Source organism: Listeria sp. ILCC796 (assembly GCF_900186175.1).
Classification (GTDB): domain Bacteria; phylum Bacillota; class Bacilli; order Lactobacillales; family Listeriaceae; genus Listeria; species Listeria goaensis.
The window spans coordinates 83,659-99,940 of record NZ_FYBV01000007.1 but is presented as its reverse complement, the minus strand read 5'-3'; the positions used below and the strand labels follow the sequence as shown (position 1 = coordinate 99,940).

At 41.5% G+C, this 16,282-nt stretch carries 20 protein-coding genes and 1 riboswitch; all 20 genes read right to left on the bottom strand.

The annotated features are described in order from the left end of the window. Positions 1 to 4: 4 nt before the first annotated feature. Positions 5 to 448, bottom strand: coding sequence for a PTS sugar transporter subunit IIA (locus tag CFS04_RS08865; RefSeq protein ID WP_088810335.1), 444 nt, complete (start codon positions 446 to 448; stop codon positions 5 to 7). Then, a complete protein-coding gene (locus CFS04_RS08860) occupies positions 435 to 1,103 on the bottom strand; it encodes an HAD family phosphatase (protein ID WP_088810333.1) in 669 nt (222 codons plus the stop codon). Before CFS04_RS08860 ends, CFS04_RS08865 begins: the two co-directional genes overlap by 14 nt. 60 nt (positions 1,104 to 1,163) lie before the next feature. Next, on the bottom strand, positions 1,164 to 2,570 hold the full coding sequence (locus tag CFS04_RS08855; protein WP_088810332.1) for a PTS mannitol transporter subunit IICB: 1,407 nt from the start codon (positions 2,568 to 2,570) through the stop codon (positions 1,164 to 1,166). Between the two features lie 29 nt (positions 2,571 to 2,599). Next, a complete protein-coding gene (locus CFS04_RS08850; RefSeq protein WP_088810330.1) occupies positions 2,600 to 3,601 on the bottom strand; it encodes a Gfo/Idh/MocA family protein in 1,002 nt (333 codons plus the stop codon). A 1-nt stretch (position 3,602) separates the two neighbouring features. Then, a complete protein-coding gene (locus CFS04_RS08845) occupies positions 3,603 to 4,313 on the bottom strand; it encodes an N-acetylmannosamine-6-phosphate 2-epimerase (RefSeq protein WP_088810328.1) in 711 nt (236 codons plus the stop codon). 208 nt (positions 4,314 to 4,521) lie between these two features. Next, a complete protein-coding gene (locus CFS04_RS08840; RefSeq protein ID WP_088810326.1) occupies positions 4,522 to 5,355 on the bottom strand; it encodes a MetQ/NlpA family ABC transporter substrate-binding protein in 834 nt (277 codons plus the stop codon). A 17-nt stretch (positions 5,356 to 5,372) separates the two neighbouring features. Further along, on the bottom strand, positions 5,373 to 6,038 hold the full coding sequence (locus CFS04_RS08835) for a methionine ABC transporter permease (protein ID WP_088810325.1): 666 nt from the start codon (positions 6,036 to 6,038) through the stop codon (positions 5,373 to 5,375). Next, complete coding sequence (locus CFS04_RS08830) at positions 6,035 to 7,057, bottom strand: methionine ABC transporter ATP-binding protein (RefSeq protein ID WP_088810323.1); 1,023 nt, start codon at positions 7,055 to 7,057, stop codon at positions 6,035 to 6,037. Before CFS04_RS08830 ends, CFS04_RS08835 begins: the two co-directional genes overlap by 4 nt. A 79-nt stretch (positions 7,058 to 7,136) precedes the next feature. Then, positions 7,137 to 7,242: riboswitch (SAM riboswitch) on the bottom strand. Between the two features lie 67 nt (positions 7,243 to 7,309). Continuing rightward, positions 7,310 to 7,444, bottom strand: coding sequence for a hypothetical protein (locus CFS04_RS13110; protein WP_255377318.1), 135 nt, complete (start codon positions 7,442 to 7,444; stop codon positions 7,310 to 7,312). Positions 7,445 to 7,550: 106 nt separating this feature from the next. After that, on the bottom strand, positions 7,551 to 8,693 hold the full coding sequence (locus CFS04_RS08825) for a cell wall metabolism sensor histidine kinase WalK (protein ID WP_240310311.1): 1,143 nt from the start codon (positions 8,691 to 8,693) through the stop codon (positions 7,551 to 7,553). Beyond that, entirely contained in the window at positions 8,677 to 9,369 is a 693-nt protein-coding gene (locus CFS04_RS08820) for a response regulator transcription factor (protein WP_088810319.1), read from the bottom strand. The genes CFS04_RS08825 and CFS04_RS08820 overlap by 17 nt, the downstream gene beginning before the upstream one ends. Before the next feature lie 78 nt (positions 9,370 to 9,447). Further along, positions 9,448 to 10,326: a cation diffusion facilitator family transporter gene (locus tag CFS04_RS08815; RefSeq protein WP_088810317.1), complete on the bottom strand. Its 879-nt coding sequence runs from the start codon at positions 10,324 to 10,326 to the stop codon at positions 9,448 to 9,450. A gap of 121 nt (positions 10,327 to 10,447) precedes the next feature. Next, entirely contained in the window at positions 10,448 to 10,756 is a 309-nt protein-coding gene (locus CFS04_RS08810; RefSeq protein ID WP_088810315.1) for a thioredoxin family protein, read from the bottom strand. A 46-nt stretch (positions 10,757 to 10,802) separates the two neighbouring features. Continuing rightward, positions 10,803 to 11,183, bottom strand: a complete 381-nt coding sequence (gene gcvH / locus CFS04_RS08805) for a glycine cleavage system protein GcvH (RefSeq protein WP_088810314.1) — start codon at positions 11,181 to 11,183, stop codon at positions 10,803 to 10,805. Positions 11,184 to 11,219: 36 nt separating this feature from the next. Next, positions 11,220 to 11,573, bottom strand: coding sequence for an arsenate reductase family protein (locus tag CFS04_RS08800; protein WP_088810388.1), 354 nt, complete (start codon positions 11,571 to 11,573; stop codon positions 11,220 to 11,222). Between the two features lie 136 nt (positions 11,574 to 11,709). Then, positions 11,710 to 12,108, bottom strand: coding sequence for a GFA family protein (locus tag CFS04_RS08795; protein ID WP_088810312.1), 399 nt, complete (start codon positions 12,106 to 12,108; stop codon positions 11,710 to 11,712). Between the two features lie 60 nt (positions 12,109 to 12,168). After that, on the bottom strand, positions 12,169 to 13,341 hold the full coding sequence (gene rodA / locus CFS04_RS08790; RefSeq protein ID WP_088810310.1) for a rod shape-determining protein RodA: 1,173 nt from the start codon (positions 13,339 to 13,341) through the stop codon (positions 12,169 to 12,171). A 160-nt stretch (positions 13,342 to 13,501) separates the two neighbouring features. Further along, entirely contained in the window at positions 13,502 to 14,290 is a 789-nt protein-coding gene (locus CFS04_RS08785; RefSeq protein ID WP_088810308.1) for an ABC transporter ATP-binding protein, read from the bottom strand. Beyond that, a complete protein-coding gene (locus CFS04_RS08780; RefSeq protein ID WP_088810307.1) occupies positions 14,287 to 15,291 on the bottom strand; it encodes an iron ABC transporter permease in 1,005 nt (334 codons plus the stop codon). The genes CFS04_RS08785 and CFS04_RS08780 overlap by 4 nt, the downstream gene beginning before the upstream one ends. After that, complete coding sequence (locus CFS04_RS08775) at positions 15,288 to 16,256, bottom strand: ABC transporter substrate-binding protein (protein ID WP_088810305.1); 969 nt, start codon at positions 16,254 to 16,256, stop codon at positions 15,288 to 15,290. Before CFS04_RS08775 ends, CFS04_RS08780 begins: the two co-directional genes overlap by 4 nt. Positions 16,257 to 16,282: the final 26 nt, after the last annotated feature.

The window sequence follows — 16,282 nt, the reverse complement described above, 5'->3', positions numbered from 1 at the left end:
ATCGTCACCCCTCTGTAAGCACCTCATAAAAGGCCGCTTCCGTTTTGGCATCAATTAACCGCAAAACACGCTCTTCCTCCATAAGCACCTCCGCAAGTTCCCCGAGCAGCTCCAAATGATCGTCCGCACTCGTTGCCGCAAGCGTGATCACAAGTTTTACCGGATCAAACATTTCACTGCCAAACACAACCCCTTCTTTCATTGTAGAAAAAGTGAGTCCTGCTTTATTCACCCCAAATTCCGGCCTAGCATGTGCGAGAGCGACATTTTTGGCAATCACAATATAAGGTCCGTTTTCGTGCATTGAACGAATCATTGCTTCGACGTACGAAGCTTCAATGGCGCCTCTTGCTAAAAGTTTTTCAGCAGATTTTCGGATTGCCTCTTCAAAGTTTTCTGCCGAAACACCAATTTCAATATCCTCAAGCTTTACATTATCCATTAACAATTTTATCCACCTCTTTTTTCAACTGACCTACATGTAATTGTGCTAAAGAATCAATGATTTGATAATGGGGAGTTAAATCACTGTATTTGGTCACCTCATTTGGCACAACAATGACCGGCATACCCGCCTGATTTCCCGCAATAAGTCCATTTTTCGAATCCTCAATGATAACCGCCTCGCCAGGTTCAACCGCGAGCTGCCTAGCCGCCTCTAAAAACAAGTCAGGCGCCGGCTTAATTCGCTCCACATCCTCCGCCGTAACAATGACATCAAAATAATCGATTAAGCCTAAACGCGTCAAATGCGAAGTCGGCTTGGCCCGCTTAGATGATGTAGCTAAAGCCAATTTCAAGCCGTACTCTTTCACCGCTTCAATAAAAGCAACCACCCCTTCTTTAGCCGGCAATGCTTTACTTCTTTCCAAAAAAAGCGCGCTTGTTTCTTTGGCGAATACCTCTTGATTTACCGTTATATTTTTTTCATGTGCAAGTTTTTGAAAGAACGCTTGATCATTTGCGCCTACACAAATTAAAAATTCCTCAACAGATACATCATAATCGAGCTCTTTTTTGAACCATTCTTGAAAAATCTCACACCAGATTACTTCTGTATCAACGATTACCCCGTCAAAATCCATAATGACCGCTTTTAGCATAATTTCCCTCCTAGAAACAGATAAAATTTGGAAGGAAAACGTATTTTCCTCCCAAATCAGTTATTTTTCTTTGCGACTATCTACTAAGTTTTGAATGAGTTCCGCATATTCTGGCGCGTTCAAGTAGTCCACTATTTCCACATAATAAACGCCCGGCTGTTTCTCGCGCACTCGTTCCATCAGTGATTTATGTGTCACGATGATATCACACTCTGTCGGCAATTCATTTACCGCAATATGGAATACTTTGATGTCATCTAAACCTGCATTTTTCACTTTTTTCTGTAGAACAGAGGCTCCCATTGCGCTAGAACCCAAGCCGGCATCACATGCATAAGCGATCCTTTTCACCTTACTAAAATCAAAACTTGCTGGTTCTTTTTCGGCAAACACGGATGAAATACTGCTTTTTTTACCTTTCAAGCTTTCCATTTGCACAGCTGCTTCTTGCAAGGCTTCTTCACTGTTTTTCGCGCGTTTGATGAACGGAATAGCAGTTAAGAATGTGACAAGCGCCGCCGCTAAAACCGCAATAATGATTTTAATATGGTCACCAGGCGCTGCCATCATCATGATGGTGATGATACTTCCAGGCGAAGCGACACCAACAAGGCCAGCATTTGTCATCGTTAAAATGAAAGTCCCCGTCATGCCACCTAAAATGAGCGGCAGGATAAGAACGGGATTCATTAGGACGAACGGGAAATAAATTTCGTGAATCCCGCCGAAGAAGTGGATGACACTTGCCCCGTAAGACGATGCTCGCGAACTCCCTTTTCCAAAAAACATATAGCCTAGTAAAATGCCTAAACCTGGTCCTGGATTAGACTCCAGTAGATATAAGACTGATTTTCCTGTTTCGGCTAATTGTAAGGTTGCGAGTGGACTTAATATACCTTGACCGATGGCGTTGTTTAAGAATAATATTTTGGCCGGCTCGATAATGAGTGCGGTTAGTGGCAAGAGGTGATAGTTGATAAGGTAATCCACACCTTCTGCTAAAACTGTTGTCACGCTTGCTACGGCTGGCGCCACCGCCACGTATGCAAATAAAGCAAGAGCGGCTCCGATAATTCCAATTGAAAAGTTATTGATTAATAGTTCAAAACCGGTTGGAATTTTCCCGTCAATTTTTTCATCAAATTTTTTGAGAATCCAAGCTGAAAGTGGTCCCATAATCATTGCGCCAATGAACATTGTAATATCTGAACTAATAATTGCTCCCATCGTTGCTACAGTTGCGATAACACCACCACGGTAGCCATGAACAGCACGACCACCTGCGAAAGCAATGAGTAATGGTAGCAAGAAATTAAGCATTGGTGCGATAAAGCTTTTGAGCATTTCACTTCCGGTTGCAACGCCGATAGCGGTTAAAATCCCCCAAGCCATAAATGCCCCGAGATTCGGAATCACCATGCCGCTCAGCTTACTTCCAAACTTTTGAACTTTCATATGAATGGACATTTAAATCCCCCTTTCCAAACGTACCTTTCTTAAAGTTCTACTTCTTTTCCTTCTTTGATAGACCTTTCGATTGCATCTACTACGCGCAGTGAGTCAAGCGCTTCTTTTGGTGTAATAATGGATTTTGTACCGCTAACAACATTGTTTACAAAAGCCATGACTTCCTCTGCCAAATCGCCGCTAACTTCTCCGTTCGTGTAGTACCAATGTCTTGAATCAGGATAGGAAACACCTTCACCGCTTACAAATTTCACACCTTGATCACAAGAATCGATGTAAGCAACTCCTTTTGTCCCAACTAACTCTAATTTATCATCAATAATCGTTGGCGAGTTTTCTGGCAACACCCAACAGGCTTCTAGACACGCAATGGCGCCATTTTCATACGTGACAATCGCATAAATAACATCATTCATACCACTTTCTTTTAAAAGCACACTACGACTTTTGGCAAAAACTTTGACCGGATTAGCATTCATATACCAGTTAATATAGTCAATGTCATGAATCATAACATGCATACTAAGGTCAGATGCACCTATGTAACGTTTAGGTCCCGTTATCGGACTGTTACGGCGACAATAAAGATGGATAATATCGCCTAGTTCCCCGCTATCTAGGCGCTGCTTGACCATATTGAAGCGTGGATCAAATCTTAGTAAGAAACCAACTGTAAATACTTTATCGTAATCTTTCGTAATTTCATAAATGGCTTCCCCGTCTTCGAGTTCTTTTGCAATTGGCTTCTCAAGCAAAATATGTTTGTTGTTTTTAACTGCTAATTCAACACATTCCCGGTGCATGTTATCTGGTAGGACGATACTCACTGCATCAATTTCCGGGTTTTCTAATAAATCGCGGTATTCTTTGTAGCCTTTGCAGTTGAATTTCTTTTCAGCTTCAGCGCGTTTCTCATCGTTATACTCGCAGATGGCAACCAATTCGACTTGTGGTAACTTCTGGTAAATTTCCGCGTGATAACTTCCCATTTGACCAATCCCGATTACGGCAACTTTTACTTTTTGTTCCATTTTAAACTTCCTCTCCTTTTACTTGTTTAATGGATGCAATGAATCGTTCTGTAATTTCTTTTGGACGCGTGATGGCCCCGCCGACAACGACTGCTCTTGCGCCAAGTTCGAGCACTTTTTCCGCTTTTTCTGGCGTGTCTATCTTCCCTTCTGCGATAACAGGCAATTGGGTATGCGACAAGACGCTTTTTAAATAGGCAAATTTATTGTGGCTAATGTTACAGCCTGCTGTTTCTTGCGTATAGCCATGCAGCGTAGTCCCAATGATGTCTACACCTGCTTGTTCTGCAAAAGCAACATCTTGCAAGCTTGCGGTATCGCCCATAATAAGTACGTCTGGAAACTCCCTTTTAACCACCTGAATGATGTCTTTAAGGGTTTCGCTTTGTGGGCGTTTTCGCGTGGTTGCATCTAGGGCAAGAACTGCTACGCCGAGTTCACAAATCGCGCGTGCTTCTTTTAAAGTTGGTGTAATAAAAACTTCAGAATTTGGATAATCTTGTTTAAAAATACCGATAATTGGTAAGTCTACTTCTTTCTGAATCGCTTTAATGTCTGATACTGTGTTTGCTCGAATCCCTACTGCTCCACCTTCTAACGCGGCTTGTGCCATTTTTGACATGATATATGAGCTATAAAGGGGCTCTCCTTTTAGAGCTTGACAGGAAACAATCAATCCTCCTTTAACTTGTTGTAAAAAATCATTCATCATGGTATTCTCCTCCTTCTCGGTCTTCTGCTTCTTTTTATATAAAGTATGCGCTTTCAAATAGAATATACTATAGAAAAATAATTTTATCAATATCATAAAACGAAAATAATTTTCATTTCACTTTAAAAAGAATGGCCCTAGTTGGGCTAAAAAAATTTAAAATTTTTTATAAAAAAGGCATTGCCAAATTGGCAATGCCTTTTAACGTTTATTTATCAACAGGAACTACAGCGCCGTCCCATTCTTTTGTAATCCAATCTTGGATTTCTTTTGAATGGAGAACTTCAACGAGTTTTTTCACGTTTTTGTTGTCTTTATTTTTTTCTTGTGTTACCACGATATTTGCATAAGGCGAATCTTTGCTTTCAATTGCAATCGCATCTTTTGTAGGGTTTAAGCCTTGGTCAACTACAAAGTTTGAGTTGATTGCAACCGCATCGCCTTCCTCATTGTTATACGCAGTCATCAAGTAAGCTGGATCTAAATCATATTTGAATTTCAAGTTTTTCGGATTGTCTTTAATATCATCAAATGTTGCATCTTGCGCTTTTACGCCATCTTTTAACGTCAACAAGCCTTCATCAACAAAAATGCCGATAACACGTGGCCAGTCAGATTGACTGTTAGAAAGTAAAATTTGCGCGCCGTCTTTTAAATCTTTTAAGTCTTTTACTTTTTTGGAATAAATGCCCATTGGCTCAATATGAATTGCACCAACATCAGCAAATTTATAACCTTTTTCTTTTTCTTCAAGTTCTAAATAAGGTTTATGTTGGAAATAATTGGCATCAAGTTCACCTTCATCGAGTGCTTTATTTGGCATTACGTAGTCGGTATACTTGACGATTTTAAGCTCAATTCCTTCTTTCTTCAAAATTGGCTTCGCTTGCTCCAAAATTTGCGCATGAGGCGTGTTGGAAGCACCAACGATTAACTCCTTACCATCAGAACTAGATGACTTTTTATCAGAAGAACCACTGCCGCAAGCGGCTAAAACTAAAACTAAGCTAAAAACAAAAATTGCACCAAAGATTTTTTTCATGTTAAACTCTCCTTTTTTTATCTTTTATCGACTGCCTTCGTGAGTAAATCGCCGATGATTTGGAAGATGAATACGATGATTAAAATGATAATTGTCGCAACTATCGTGACATCAGGTTGATTTCGCTGGAAACCTTCTAAGTATGCGGCGTTTCCAAGTCCGCCTGCTCCGATTACACCTGCCATCGCCGTAAAACCAACAAGCGAAATCGCTGTGACGGTAATACCTGAAACGATAGCTGGCAAAGCTTCCGGAATTAAAACTTTACCGATGATGGTGAAAAGATTTGCGCCCATCGCTTTAGCTGCCTCAATTACACCTTTATCTACTTCTCTAAAAGCAATTTCTACCATGCGGGCATAGAATGGTGCAGCAGAAATAATTAAAGCGGGTAGTGCGGCTTTTGGTCCAATAATCGTTCCAACGAGCGTTTTTGTCATTGGTAAAAGTAGCACGATTAGGATAATGAATGGAATCGATCGGAATACGTTTACGAGTATTGCTGTAATCCAATATAAAATTTTGGCAGGCATTCCTTCATTTCGATTCGTTAAAAAGAGCAATAAGCCGAGTAAAATACCAAGTATGAAAACAGCAACTAAAGAATAAAGTGTCATGTAGAGCGTTTCTTGCGTGTAGCCCCACATCAGTTGCCAGTCAACGTCTGGGAAGAGTTCCTTCATCCTTCAATCACCTCTGTTTCAATCTTCAAGTCGCGTAAATGCTGAATCGTATTTTCAATTTCCGCGTCGCTACCTTCAATTTGCACGTAAAGCGTCCCGTAAGCGCCGTTTTGCGTTTGCGTTAAGCTTCCGTGAAGCACGTTTAGCGACACATCATGTTGTTTTGCGACTTCCGAAATGACCGGCCTTGTCGCATTTTCACTCATGAAGAGCAGTTTAACGAGCTTGCCTTCCGAATAGTTTTCAAGCAGTAGGTGAATTAATTCTTCCGTTTCATCTGATTCTGTGACTTGTTCAATGAACCGCTTCGTCACAGGCTGTTTCGGATGTTTGAAAACGTCTAAAACGTCGCCTAACTCAACCACTTTCCCAGCCTCCATAACGGCAACTCGGTTACAAATTTTACGAATAACGTGCATTTCATGTGTAATAACGATAATCGTCAAATTTAAACGCTTGTTAATATCTAGTAGGAGCTCTAAGACTTCATCAGTCGTTTGCGGATCAAGTGCGCTTGTCGCTTCATCACAAAGTAGTACAGTTGGGTCGTTAGCCAGTGCCCTCGCAATTCCAACGCGCTGTTTTTGTCCACCGCTCAGTTCCGACGGGTAAGCATCTTCTTTACCCTCAAGTCCGACTAAACGGATAAGTTCGTTCACACGATTTTTTCGTTTTTGTCCGCGTACGCCTGCAATTTCTAGTGGGAACGCAATGTTGTCAAAAACGGTTCGCGACCATAGCAAATTGAAATGCTGAAAAATCATCCCAATTTTTTGCCGAGCCTTCCGAAGTTCTCTCCCGCGGATTTGGCTTACTACCTTGCCGTTTACGTCAACTTGTCCTGCTGTTGGAAGTTCCAAACCATTGAACAGTCGAATCAGACTACTTTTCCCCGCGCCAGAGTAACCGATGACACCGAAAATCTCGCCTTCTGCAATTTCCAAGCTAACGTCATCGACCGCCCGCACTTTATTTTTTCTTGTCGCATAATCTTTTACCACATTTTGGAGTGTTATCATTCGCTTCACCTTTTTCTCTCAATGTAAAAAGCCTTCCTGCATGAGCAGAAAGGCACGAATTTAGCGTTGTACGACTTTCTTCTCATCTTTCAGAACCAATCTGTTCTGTATGAATTAGCACCTTAAGTGTTTACTTAGGTTGCTGGGCTTCGTCGGGCATATCCCTCCACCACTCTGGATAAGAATTAAATTATAATTGGCGCGCTTGAAACGCGTCCTGTTTTTTCATATTACATTTAGAACGCTGTTTTGTCAACAGTAAATTTCAGATTTATGTATCGAGGAAATGCTTTCGGATAATCCGGGGCTCGTTTGATAAGTATAATAAAAGACAGCAATGACCGTTAAAATAGCAATCGACATAATAAAAAAGCTTTTCTTTGTCATTTTTTCCCCTCCTAGCTTAAATTTTACTTCCTTAAGCTAAAAACGCGGGAAAGAAATGGGAAAGAAAAGCTAAAGATTGAATCAATATGAGCTTGAAATTGCTCGTTTAAATTAATGGTAATTTCACGGTAAATGTTGTCTTATGATGTTTACTTGTCGCCATCACAAGGCCGCCGTGGCGTTCCACGATTGATTTTGCAATCGCAAGGCCAAGACCCGTGCCTGTCGTCGTACGATTTTTATCGACTTTATAAAAGCGGTCGAACAAATGTGGCAAATCAAGCGCGGGAATTTCCTCACCATAATTAATGACATCAATCACCGCAAAGTCTTCTTCTTTTCGGGCAACTAAATCGATATGTTGATTGCCTTCCCCGTATCTAAGGGCATTTGAAAACAAGTTTTCAAAGAGGCGCATAATCTGATTGCCGTCACCGCTCACAACTAAATTGTCCGCCTCATAAGTTTCAATGATTTCCATGCCCTTATCACGTGCAAGCCCATCAAATTCTGCGACAAGTTGGCGGAGCAGCTCGACCATATCTAACCGATCATTTTCCAGCGTATATTCAGCACTTTCTAAGCGTGTATAAGAAAATAAATCATCGATAAGCTTATGCAAGTGCTTTGCTTTATCATAAACGAGCTCGGTATAGTATTTGAGTTCGACTTCATCACGGTAACGATCATCGTGAATATAACTTAAATAGCCTAAAATTGAAGTGAGTGGCGTCCTTAAATCATGTGATACATTCGTGATTAAATCGTTTTTCGCTTGCTGCGCTTCTTGCTCCTGTTTCATTAAATTTTCTTGACGTGAGCGCATTTTCTCAATGTTCATTTCCAGCTCGCGAATTTCTGGAACAAGACTCTTCGTATCAACTGGACGGTCAAGCCCGAGCGCATAGTTAATTGTGCGCAGTTGCTTCTTTAGTTTCCGTTGACGCATTAACCGGTAAAAAATATAGAAAATAAGTAACGCCATGATGAGCGTAATGATATATTTCGCCAAAAGAACCACCGGCGACTCCACCACATTGTTATACTTTCCTCGTCCAAATAAATCCATAAATGAATCGCTTAAACCACGAAGCACCACCGACTCATCACGAATCGACTGCACCCACAAAAAAATCGTCTGGAGCGCAACGCCCGCTAGAAGCCATGAAATTATCGCAAAAAAAGCAACTTGCCAAGGACCCATTACATGCGCGAGCCGCTCAATCATTTGTTTAAATTTCAATTTTATACCCTACTCCCCAAATCGTTTTAATCACGTTCTCCCCGTCTAGCGCTTCCCGCAATTTATCGCGTAAGTTACTAATATGCACCATGACCGTTTTACTCGCGCCAAATGCCTGCTCCTGCCAAATTTTTTCAAAGATATATTCTGAACTAAAAACCCGGCCTGGTTCACTCGCAAGTAAATGTAAAATATCAAACTCCGACGTCGTCAAATGAAGTTCCTTTTGGTTAACCGTCACAATATGCTGATCCCGATTAATTTCAATTGGACCAATGACTAAATTATTCGTTTCGTCCGCTGCAACCGACTGCATATTTTGAATCCGCCTTAAAATCGCCTTCACGCGCACAGAAAGTTCGAGCGGATTAAACGGTTTAATCATATAATCATCCGCACCTGTTAAAAGCCCCATAATTTTATCGTTGTCCTCCGCTTTCGCACTCAACATTAAAATTGGCGTTAAAATCCCCTCACTGCGCATCATACGACAAACTTCTAAGCCGTCCATTTCCGGCATCATAATATCTAAAATAATCAGTGAAAAATCAATTTTATTCACCAAACTCCAAACCTCAGCCCCGTCATAAGCCTGATGGATATCATATCCTTCATTTTGCAGGTAAAGCTTGACCAAGTCGACAATTTCCTTATCATCATCTGCAATTAAAATAGATGTCATCGTCCCTTACCTCTTCTCATTTTTATTACCCTCATTGTACCATCACAACGAAAAAAAAAGAAATCAGTTGAGATTTCTTTAATAAATATTAAACATTTGTCGCTCTTCCTCCGGTTCCAAATGAATCAACACCTGTGCCTTCGAATAAAACTCACCAATTTCCCGTTCAATCGTGTCACAAAGCGCATGAGCCTCCGTCACCGTCATCTCACTCGACACAACAAGATGAAAATCAATGTACTCCTCCGCACCCGCTCTTCGCGAACGAAAATCATGAAACTCAATAAAATCCTCTTTGTGAGCTAAAATAATACGTTTGATTTCTTCTTCCTCTTTTTTATTCAAACGTTGGTCCATAAGTGGTGGAAACGATTCTTTGAGCAACTTCCAAGCCTCATACATAATGTAAATTGCGGTTATAATTGCAATCGTTGGATCGAGCCAAGTCCAGCCAGTCAAATAAACGAGTAGCAGACTTCCTGCAATACCAAGCGATGTAAAAACGTCCGTATAAAGATGTAGCGCGTTTGATTTCATTGCTACAGAATTCGCCTTATCAGCCGCGCGTTTAATCACCCGAGAAATAATCATGTTTACCGCTGCACCGAAAAGCATTACAGCAATTCCGAGTGCAGGAAGACGAATTTCATGCGGATTCGTAAATTTATTAATCGATTCTATAATAATCCAAATCCCCGCAACAAAAATTAGCAGCGTTTCAATTGTACCCGCAATATTTTCCGCTTTGCCGTGCCCATACGGATGGTCATCATCAGCAGGTCTCCCCGCAATCCGAATTGAGAAAAATGTAATGACAGAAGCAAAAAGATCCATCGATGAATGGACCGCCTCCGAAATAACAGCCACCGATCCCGTCAAAAAACCAACGATTAATTTTAAAACAACAATAATAAAATTACTTATAACGGATAAAATTGTTAAATTATTGTGACTCATCTTATCTGCCCCCAAACACTCACTTATCAAACACCTGAATAAGTGTATCATATCGAAGTTAAATGGGTCTACAGCAACCTTTTTAGTGTTAACCAGTTCTATATCAGAGATGAAACTTTTTTTACTCTGGGAAACTTTCTAAAAAGTTAAAAACTGGGACAACACTATGCAAAGTATACGTTTTATCCACAAATTCACCACGTTCAATCCGCACTAAAACCGGTACCGCTTCAATTTCAAAGCATGGCGCATATTCTTTCGAAAGATTTAAATCTAACGCATACGTTTCGATACCCGCACTTTTTTCCGCAAGCTCAATCATCTGCCCAGCAAGCCCGCAAGAACCACATAAAGGCGTATAAAAATAAAAAAAGCCACTTTTCTTTTCCTCCAAAAAGCGCGCCAAGTCGTTCTTATCAAACTGAATCATATTTACCTCCTAAAAAGCCAACCTCATACAAGGTTGGCTCGAAAATTTAATCCTCAATCACTTTTTCATAATCTTCGCTTGATAATAGCGCATCAATTTGTTCAGCAGATACATTTTTCACTTTCAAAATCCAACCTTTTTCATATGTATCACTGTTTAAAAGTTCTGGTTCATCTTCTAAGCCTTCGTTAACCTCTACAACTTCCCCCGTTACCGGTGCATAAAAATCAGAAACCGTTTTAACAGACTCAATACTTCCAATAGAGTCACCTTGCTCTATTTTATCGCCAACTTCTGGCAATTCAACAAAAACAATATCGCCCAATTGGTCTTGCGCAAAGTCTGTAATGCCAATGATATACGTATCACCGTCTTGTTTCACCCATTCATGTTCTTCCGTATACAATAAATCTTTTGGTAAACTCATTTTAAAAACTCCTCCTTTTAATAAAACAGCGCAATTTTATTTCCAAGCAGCTTCAAATTCTTCTTCTTTAAAGCCGAGTGTTACCTTATTCCCGTCCGTCGTAAGCGGACGCTTAATTAATTTTCCATCAGAAGCAAGCAATTTGAACGCTTCCTCTTCAGACATCTCATCTAACTTATCTTTCAAACCGAGTTCACGGTATTTGATTCCACTTGTATTAAAGAAACGGCGAAGCGGCAAACCACTTTTTTCAAACAGCGCTTTTAATTCATTCGCTGTCGGCGGATTTTCGATTAAATCAATTTGGTTAACCTCCACCTTGTTTTCCTCAATCCAAGCCTTTGCTTTTCTGCATGTCGAACACTTCGGGTACCAATAAAAATCTATCACAATCGCTACTCCCTTCCCACCTAAATCTACTTCTATCATAGTCCATTTTCCCCAAAATCACAAATAAAAAAGCAAGTCCAACACAACTTTTGGCTAAAAGCAGCGCAAAAAAGAAAGCGCATACATAAAAATCCCCTTAACTTTTTAGTATCTCTTCTTCCGCCCACTTTTTCGTGTCCTCGCTAAAGCTATAATAATCCGGCTTACAGTCAATATAAATCTCACTTACAAGCCTAAAGTCCTCCAAAACAAAAAGTTCCGAGTTCATAAAATACTCGCCTGATTTCACATTATGCCAAAACAAAGTCGAACCGCACGTCTTGCAAAACCCACGTTCACCAAGTTTCGACGAAGAAAAGCGCGTCATATTTTCCTCCCCCGAAAAAATCACGTCCAAACCACCACTAATGCTCAAAAACGGTCCAGCTGTCCATTTCCGACACATTTCGCAATGACACGCATGAATGTCATGATCTTTAGAATTCACTGTCACATTCACAGCCCCACAAAGACATCTCCCATCTAATTCCCCCATCAAAACCGCTCCTTTTTACTATATATATTTAAGAAAAAAGCTGAATCTAAATGATTCAGCTTAATTTACCATCTTACTTTCGATTTCAAACATCGATTTTTGATAGTTAAAACGAATGGATAAAATGAGACCTATCGCCATCATATTTCCGAGTAGTGCACTTCCTCCGTAACTTATAAATGGTAACGGAATCCCTGTAATAGGCAGTAAACCGATATTCATTCCAACATTTTCAAGAACGTGGAACATAATCATCATGACAACACCCGTACAAATATAAGAATAGTAAGGAACATTAATATCAAGTGCCACCCGAATAATTTGATAAATGAGCAGGAAATATAGCGCAAGTAAAATGCTGGCGCCTACAAAGCCATAGTCACCACCGATAATCGTAAAAATAAAATCATTATGGTTTTCTGGAATCGCAATCGCATCATATCCCGCGCCGTTCCCGGTAATCTGCCCAGAACCAATGGCCGTCATCGCACGCAGCACTTGATAACCGCCACCTTGCGGATCAGTTTCCGGATTAATCCATGTCGTAATACGATCAAATTGGTATGGCTTAAAGCCAATCTTAACGAGCCAATTTTGATGATAAATAACCATCCAAATCGCAGCTGTTCCAAGCGCGATAATCCCACCATACAGTGGTACGATAATCTTCCAACTAATCCCCGAAACGAGAATCATTCCCGCAATAATCGCAATAAAAACAAGTGTCGTCCCTAAATCCGGTTGCATCATAATAAGCACTAGCGGGACCGCTGCAAAAAGTCCTATCTTCACAATCAACCAAAAATCATACTTAATCGTATGTACCTTAAACTTGTTGTTATGGTCCATAATAACCTTCGCTAAAACGATAATAATAATAACTTTAACAACTTCCGACGGCTGTAAGCTTCCCAAAAATGGAATGATAATCCAACTTTTCGCACCTTTTACTTCTTTACCAAAAACAAGCACAAACACAAGCAGGAAAATACCAAGCGCATAATAATAATACGCCCATTTTGTCAGCCTATCATAATCAAGTTGCATCATCACAACGATCGCAAATGTTGTCACCGCGTACCAAACGATTTGCTTCATCACAAAGTTCGTATCATACTGCTCATTCGTAATCTGCGCACTATAAATCGATATTAAACTAATTAAGCAGAGCAACATTAAAGTTAAAATAATACCGTAGTCAATTCGCCCTGCCATTTTATTTTGCTGGTTCATTCTTTACGCTCCTAACTGGTTGGTTAACAAAACAATCCCTTACTTTGCCCCCAAACACTCCCGTAAAACCCAATTTATACATTATAACATAAAATTTCTCTCTTCATTATATCAAGTTTTTAACAGATAGGAAGCTTTTTCACGAAATTCTAATCTAAAATTATGATGAGAAACGCGTAGACGAAACCGGCCGAATCGATAGTTTATCACCAACTTCTGAAACATCTGCTTTTATGTGAAAAATTTCTTCCAAAAGTGCCGTCGTAAACACCTCATGAGGCGTACCAGTTTTAGCAATCGCACCATCTGTACAAGCAAAAATTTGATCACTATAAAGTGCAGCTTGATTCAAATCATGCAAAACAAGCACTATCGTCATTCCGTACTCGCGATTTAATTTCGTAAGCAAATCCAAAAGTTCCAATTGATGCGCGATATCAAGATATGTCGTCGGCTCATCTAACAATAAAATTGGCGTCTTTTGCGCCAAAGCCATACCAAGCCACGCTCGCTGCCGCTCGCCGCCTGACAACGTGTGAAGCGGCCGATAAGCGAGGTGCTCCAAATTGCATACCTGAAGCGCCCAACGAATTACCGTTTCATCTTCCGTAGTAAGCCCAGTACTCAGCCACGCTTTATGCGGCATCCGCCCGTAGGCAATTAAATCGTGCACCACCACATCTAAAAGGCCGTCTGGTGCCTGCGAAAGCATCGTCATTTCCTTCGCCAATTTTTTCGCGCTAATCGACGCCAAATCAGTTCCATCAAGCATGACACAGCCGCTTTTAGGTTCGAGAAGGCGCATCATTAGTCGAAGGATAGTCGATTTTCCCGACCCATTCGGTCCAACAAGCGTCGTTATTTTTCCTTCTTCAATTTGCAGCGACAAATCGCGAATCGCAAAATCCTTTTTTCTCGAAAAAGAAAGGTTTTCAATGTCTATTTTCATGAAGTGACACGCCCTCTCTGTAATAGAATGAGGAAGAACGGCGCGCCAATCATCGCAAGTAAAATCCCCACTGGGAGCTCAATCGAGCCAAACCAGCTTCGCGCCGCCGTATCCGCAAAGCCCACCAAAACGGCACCGCCTAGCGCCGACATCGGCAGTAAATATTTATAATCATTCCCAATAATCAATCTAAAAATGTGTGGGACAACTAGGCCGACAAAGCCAATTAGGCCCGCCACACTGACTGCCACGCCGCTCAAAAATGCCGCCAACATGATAATGAAGAAACGATGCTTTTCAACCGCATAGCCTAACAATTTCGCCGCGTCGTCGCCGAGCATGAGCACATTGGATGAGCGGATGGCAAAAATGCTAAGGATAAATCCGACCACCATGTAGGGAAATATCATCTCCAAGTGATACCAACTTTTCCCCGAAAGTGTGCCCGTCATCCATGAAATCACACTCTGCACACGATTCGAGTAAAGCACCATAATGCCAGAGGTCATCGCCGTAATAAACGCATTAATCGCCACACCAGATAGAATCACGCGCAGCGGTGAAACCCCTTTATCCCAAGCCACGATGTAGATTAAAAGGGCTGTTCCAAATGCGCCTAAAAATGCACCAAGCGGGACGAAACCCGATAAGGTAGGGAAAACGATTGTCAAGATGATGGCAACAAGGCCTCCGCCCGCCGATACACCGATAACGCCTGGATCAGCAAGCGGGTTTCGCATAACGCCTTGAAGTAGGCAGCCTGAAATCGCAAGCGCCGCCCCAACTAAAAAGGCAATTAGCATTCGTGGCAAGCGTAAATTCCATACGAGCTGGTTGGAAAGCGTGTCGCCGTCACCCGTTAAAACATGCCAAACTTGCGAATACGAAAGACCCACCGAACCAGTCGTCAAACCGTAAAAGAAAACCACAATTAGAAGGACTAGAACAACAGCAAGCGAAATCAAACGGCGTCTTCGTCTAGGATCATGCGCCGCACTCATTTCGCCACCTGATTTAATTTCTGAGTCATATAATCAAGCGCCTCGTCAATTCGGACACCCGGATTCGTTCCAAACAAATCAGCCGGGAGCACCATGACGTGGCCGTTTTTTACCGCCGTAGTCGAATTCCAAGCGTCATTTTGTTCCATTTCTTTTCGAAAAGCCGCTTCCGTTTCTTTTTCATCCCCACCGTGAATCATTAAGAAAATCACTTCCGGATCTTCCGCAACAATTTTTTCAATATTAAGTGCCGCGTACTGTGGAAAATTCTCCACGCCCTTTAAGTTTTCCGCAACATTAATTCCGCCAGCAATTCGCAAAGTATCTCCGCTAAGCGATGTCGGCAAAGCCGCATAATTGCTTCCCGGTGCCCCTAAAATCATAAGCGCCCGGACACTCTTCCCCGCTTGCGCCGTTTGAATTGCCTCTTCCTTCTCGGTTAGCATCTGATTCAATTCCTTCGCTTTCGCCTCCGCAGAAAGCAATTTCCCCAGCACTTCCGTTTGCGTTTTAATTTCATCAACCGAATTCGCGCCCGTCAAAATAACCTTCGCCCCAATTGCCTCAAGCGCTGGTACATCCTTCAAATTTTGCTCCGAACTCGCCACAATCACATCAGGCGCAAGCGCCGCAATTTTTTCCAAATTTAAATCATGTGTATTCCCAACTTCCGTAGCGCTTTTCGCTTCGTCCGGTTCCACACCACTCGCATCTTGCGTTTGCCGCCCAACCACTTTCCCGCCAAGCGCATAAACAATGTTCATATCTGAATTTGTGAGCGTAATAATTCGCTTCGGTAATGTATCAAACGTGACAGTCCGCCCCGCCATATCATGTATCGTTAAAACTGCTTTTTCCGCTTTCGCCTCGCTAGGAGTCTCTTTCTCCGCCGACTCAGGAGCCCCCGCACAAGCAGCAAGAAATAAAATCGCGATAAAAACCAGTCCAAAATATGCCTTTTTCATAGTTTCCTCCCCGTGTTTTCTGGTAT

What these genes read in the sequence shown, in the direction of transcription:
- CFS04_RS08860 (WP_088810333.1), bottom strand. Translation starts at nt 1,103, where the DNA reads ATGCTAAAAGCGGTCATTATGGATTTTGACGGGGTAATCGTTGATACA.
- CFS04_RS08855 (WP_088810332.1), bottom strand. Translation starts at nt 2,570, where the DNA reads ATGTCCATTCATATGAAAGTTCAAAAGTTTGGAAGTAAGCTGAGCGGC.
- CFS04_RS08850 (WP_088810330.1), bottom strand. Translation starts at nt 3,601, where the DNA reads ATGGAACAAAAAGTAAAAGTTGCCGTAATCGGGATTGGTCAAATGGGA.
- CFS04_RS08845 (WP_088810328.1), bottom strand. Translation starts at nt 4,313, where the DNA reads ATGATGAATGATTTTTTACAACAAGTTAAAGGAGGATTGATTGTTTCC.
- CFS04_RS08840 (WP_088810326.1), bottom strand. Translation starts at nt 5,355, where the DNA reads ATGAAAAAAATCTTTGGTGCAATTTTTGTTTTTAGCTTAGTTTTAGTT.
- CFS04_RS08835 (WP_088810325.1), bottom strand. Translation starts at nt 6,038, where the DNA reads ATGAAGGAACTCTTCCCAGACGTTGACTGGCAACTGATGTGGGGCTAC.
- CFS04_RS08830 (WP_088810323.1), bottom strand. Translation starts at nt 7,057, where the DNA reads ATGATAACACTCCAAAATGTGGTAAAAGATTATGCGACAAGAAAAAAT.
- CFS04_RS13110 (WP_255377318.1), bottom strand. Translation starts at nt 7,444, where the DNA reads ATGACAAAGAAAAGCTTTTTTATTATGTCGATTGCTATTTTAACGGTC.
- CFS04_RS08820 (WP_088810319.1), bottom strand. Translation starts at nt 9,369, where the DNA reads ATGACATCTATTTTAATTGCAGATGATGATAAGGAAATTGTCGACTTG.
- CFS04_RS08815 (WP_088810317.1), bottom strand. Translation starts at nt 10,326, where the DNA reads ATGAGTCACAATAATTTAACAATTTTATCCGTTATAAGTAATTTTATT.
- CFS04_RS08810 (WP_088810315.1), bottom strand. Translation starts at nt 10,756, where the DNA reads ATGATTCAGTTTGATAAGAACGACTTGGCGCGCTTTTTGGAGGAAAAG.
- gcvH (WP_088810314.1), bottom strand. Translation starts at nt 11,183, where the DNA reads ATGAGTTTACCAAAAGATTTATTGTATACGGAAGAACATGAATGGGTG.
- CFS04_RS08795 (WP_088810312.1), bottom strand. Translation starts at nt 12,108, where the DNA reads ATGGGGGAATTAGATGGGAGATGTCTTTGTGGGGCTGTGAATGTGACA.
- rodA (WP_088810310.1), bottom strand. Translation starts at nt 13,341, where the DNA reads ATGAACCAGCAAAATAAAATGGCAGGGCGAATTGACTACGGTATTATT.
- CFS04_RS08785 (WP_088810308.1), bottom strand. Translation starts at nt 14,290, where the DNA reads ATGAAAATAGACATTGAAAACCTTTCTTTTTCGAGAAAAAAGGATTTT.
- CFS04_RS08780 (WP_088810307.1), bottom strand. Translation starts at nt 15,291, where the DNA reads ATGAGTGCGGCGCATGATCCTAGACGAAGACGCCGTTTGATTTCGCTT.
- CFS04_RS08775 (WP_088810305.1), bottom strand. Translation starts at nt 16,256, where the DNA reads ATGAAAAAGGCATATTTTGGACTGGTTTTTATCGCGATTTTATTTCTT.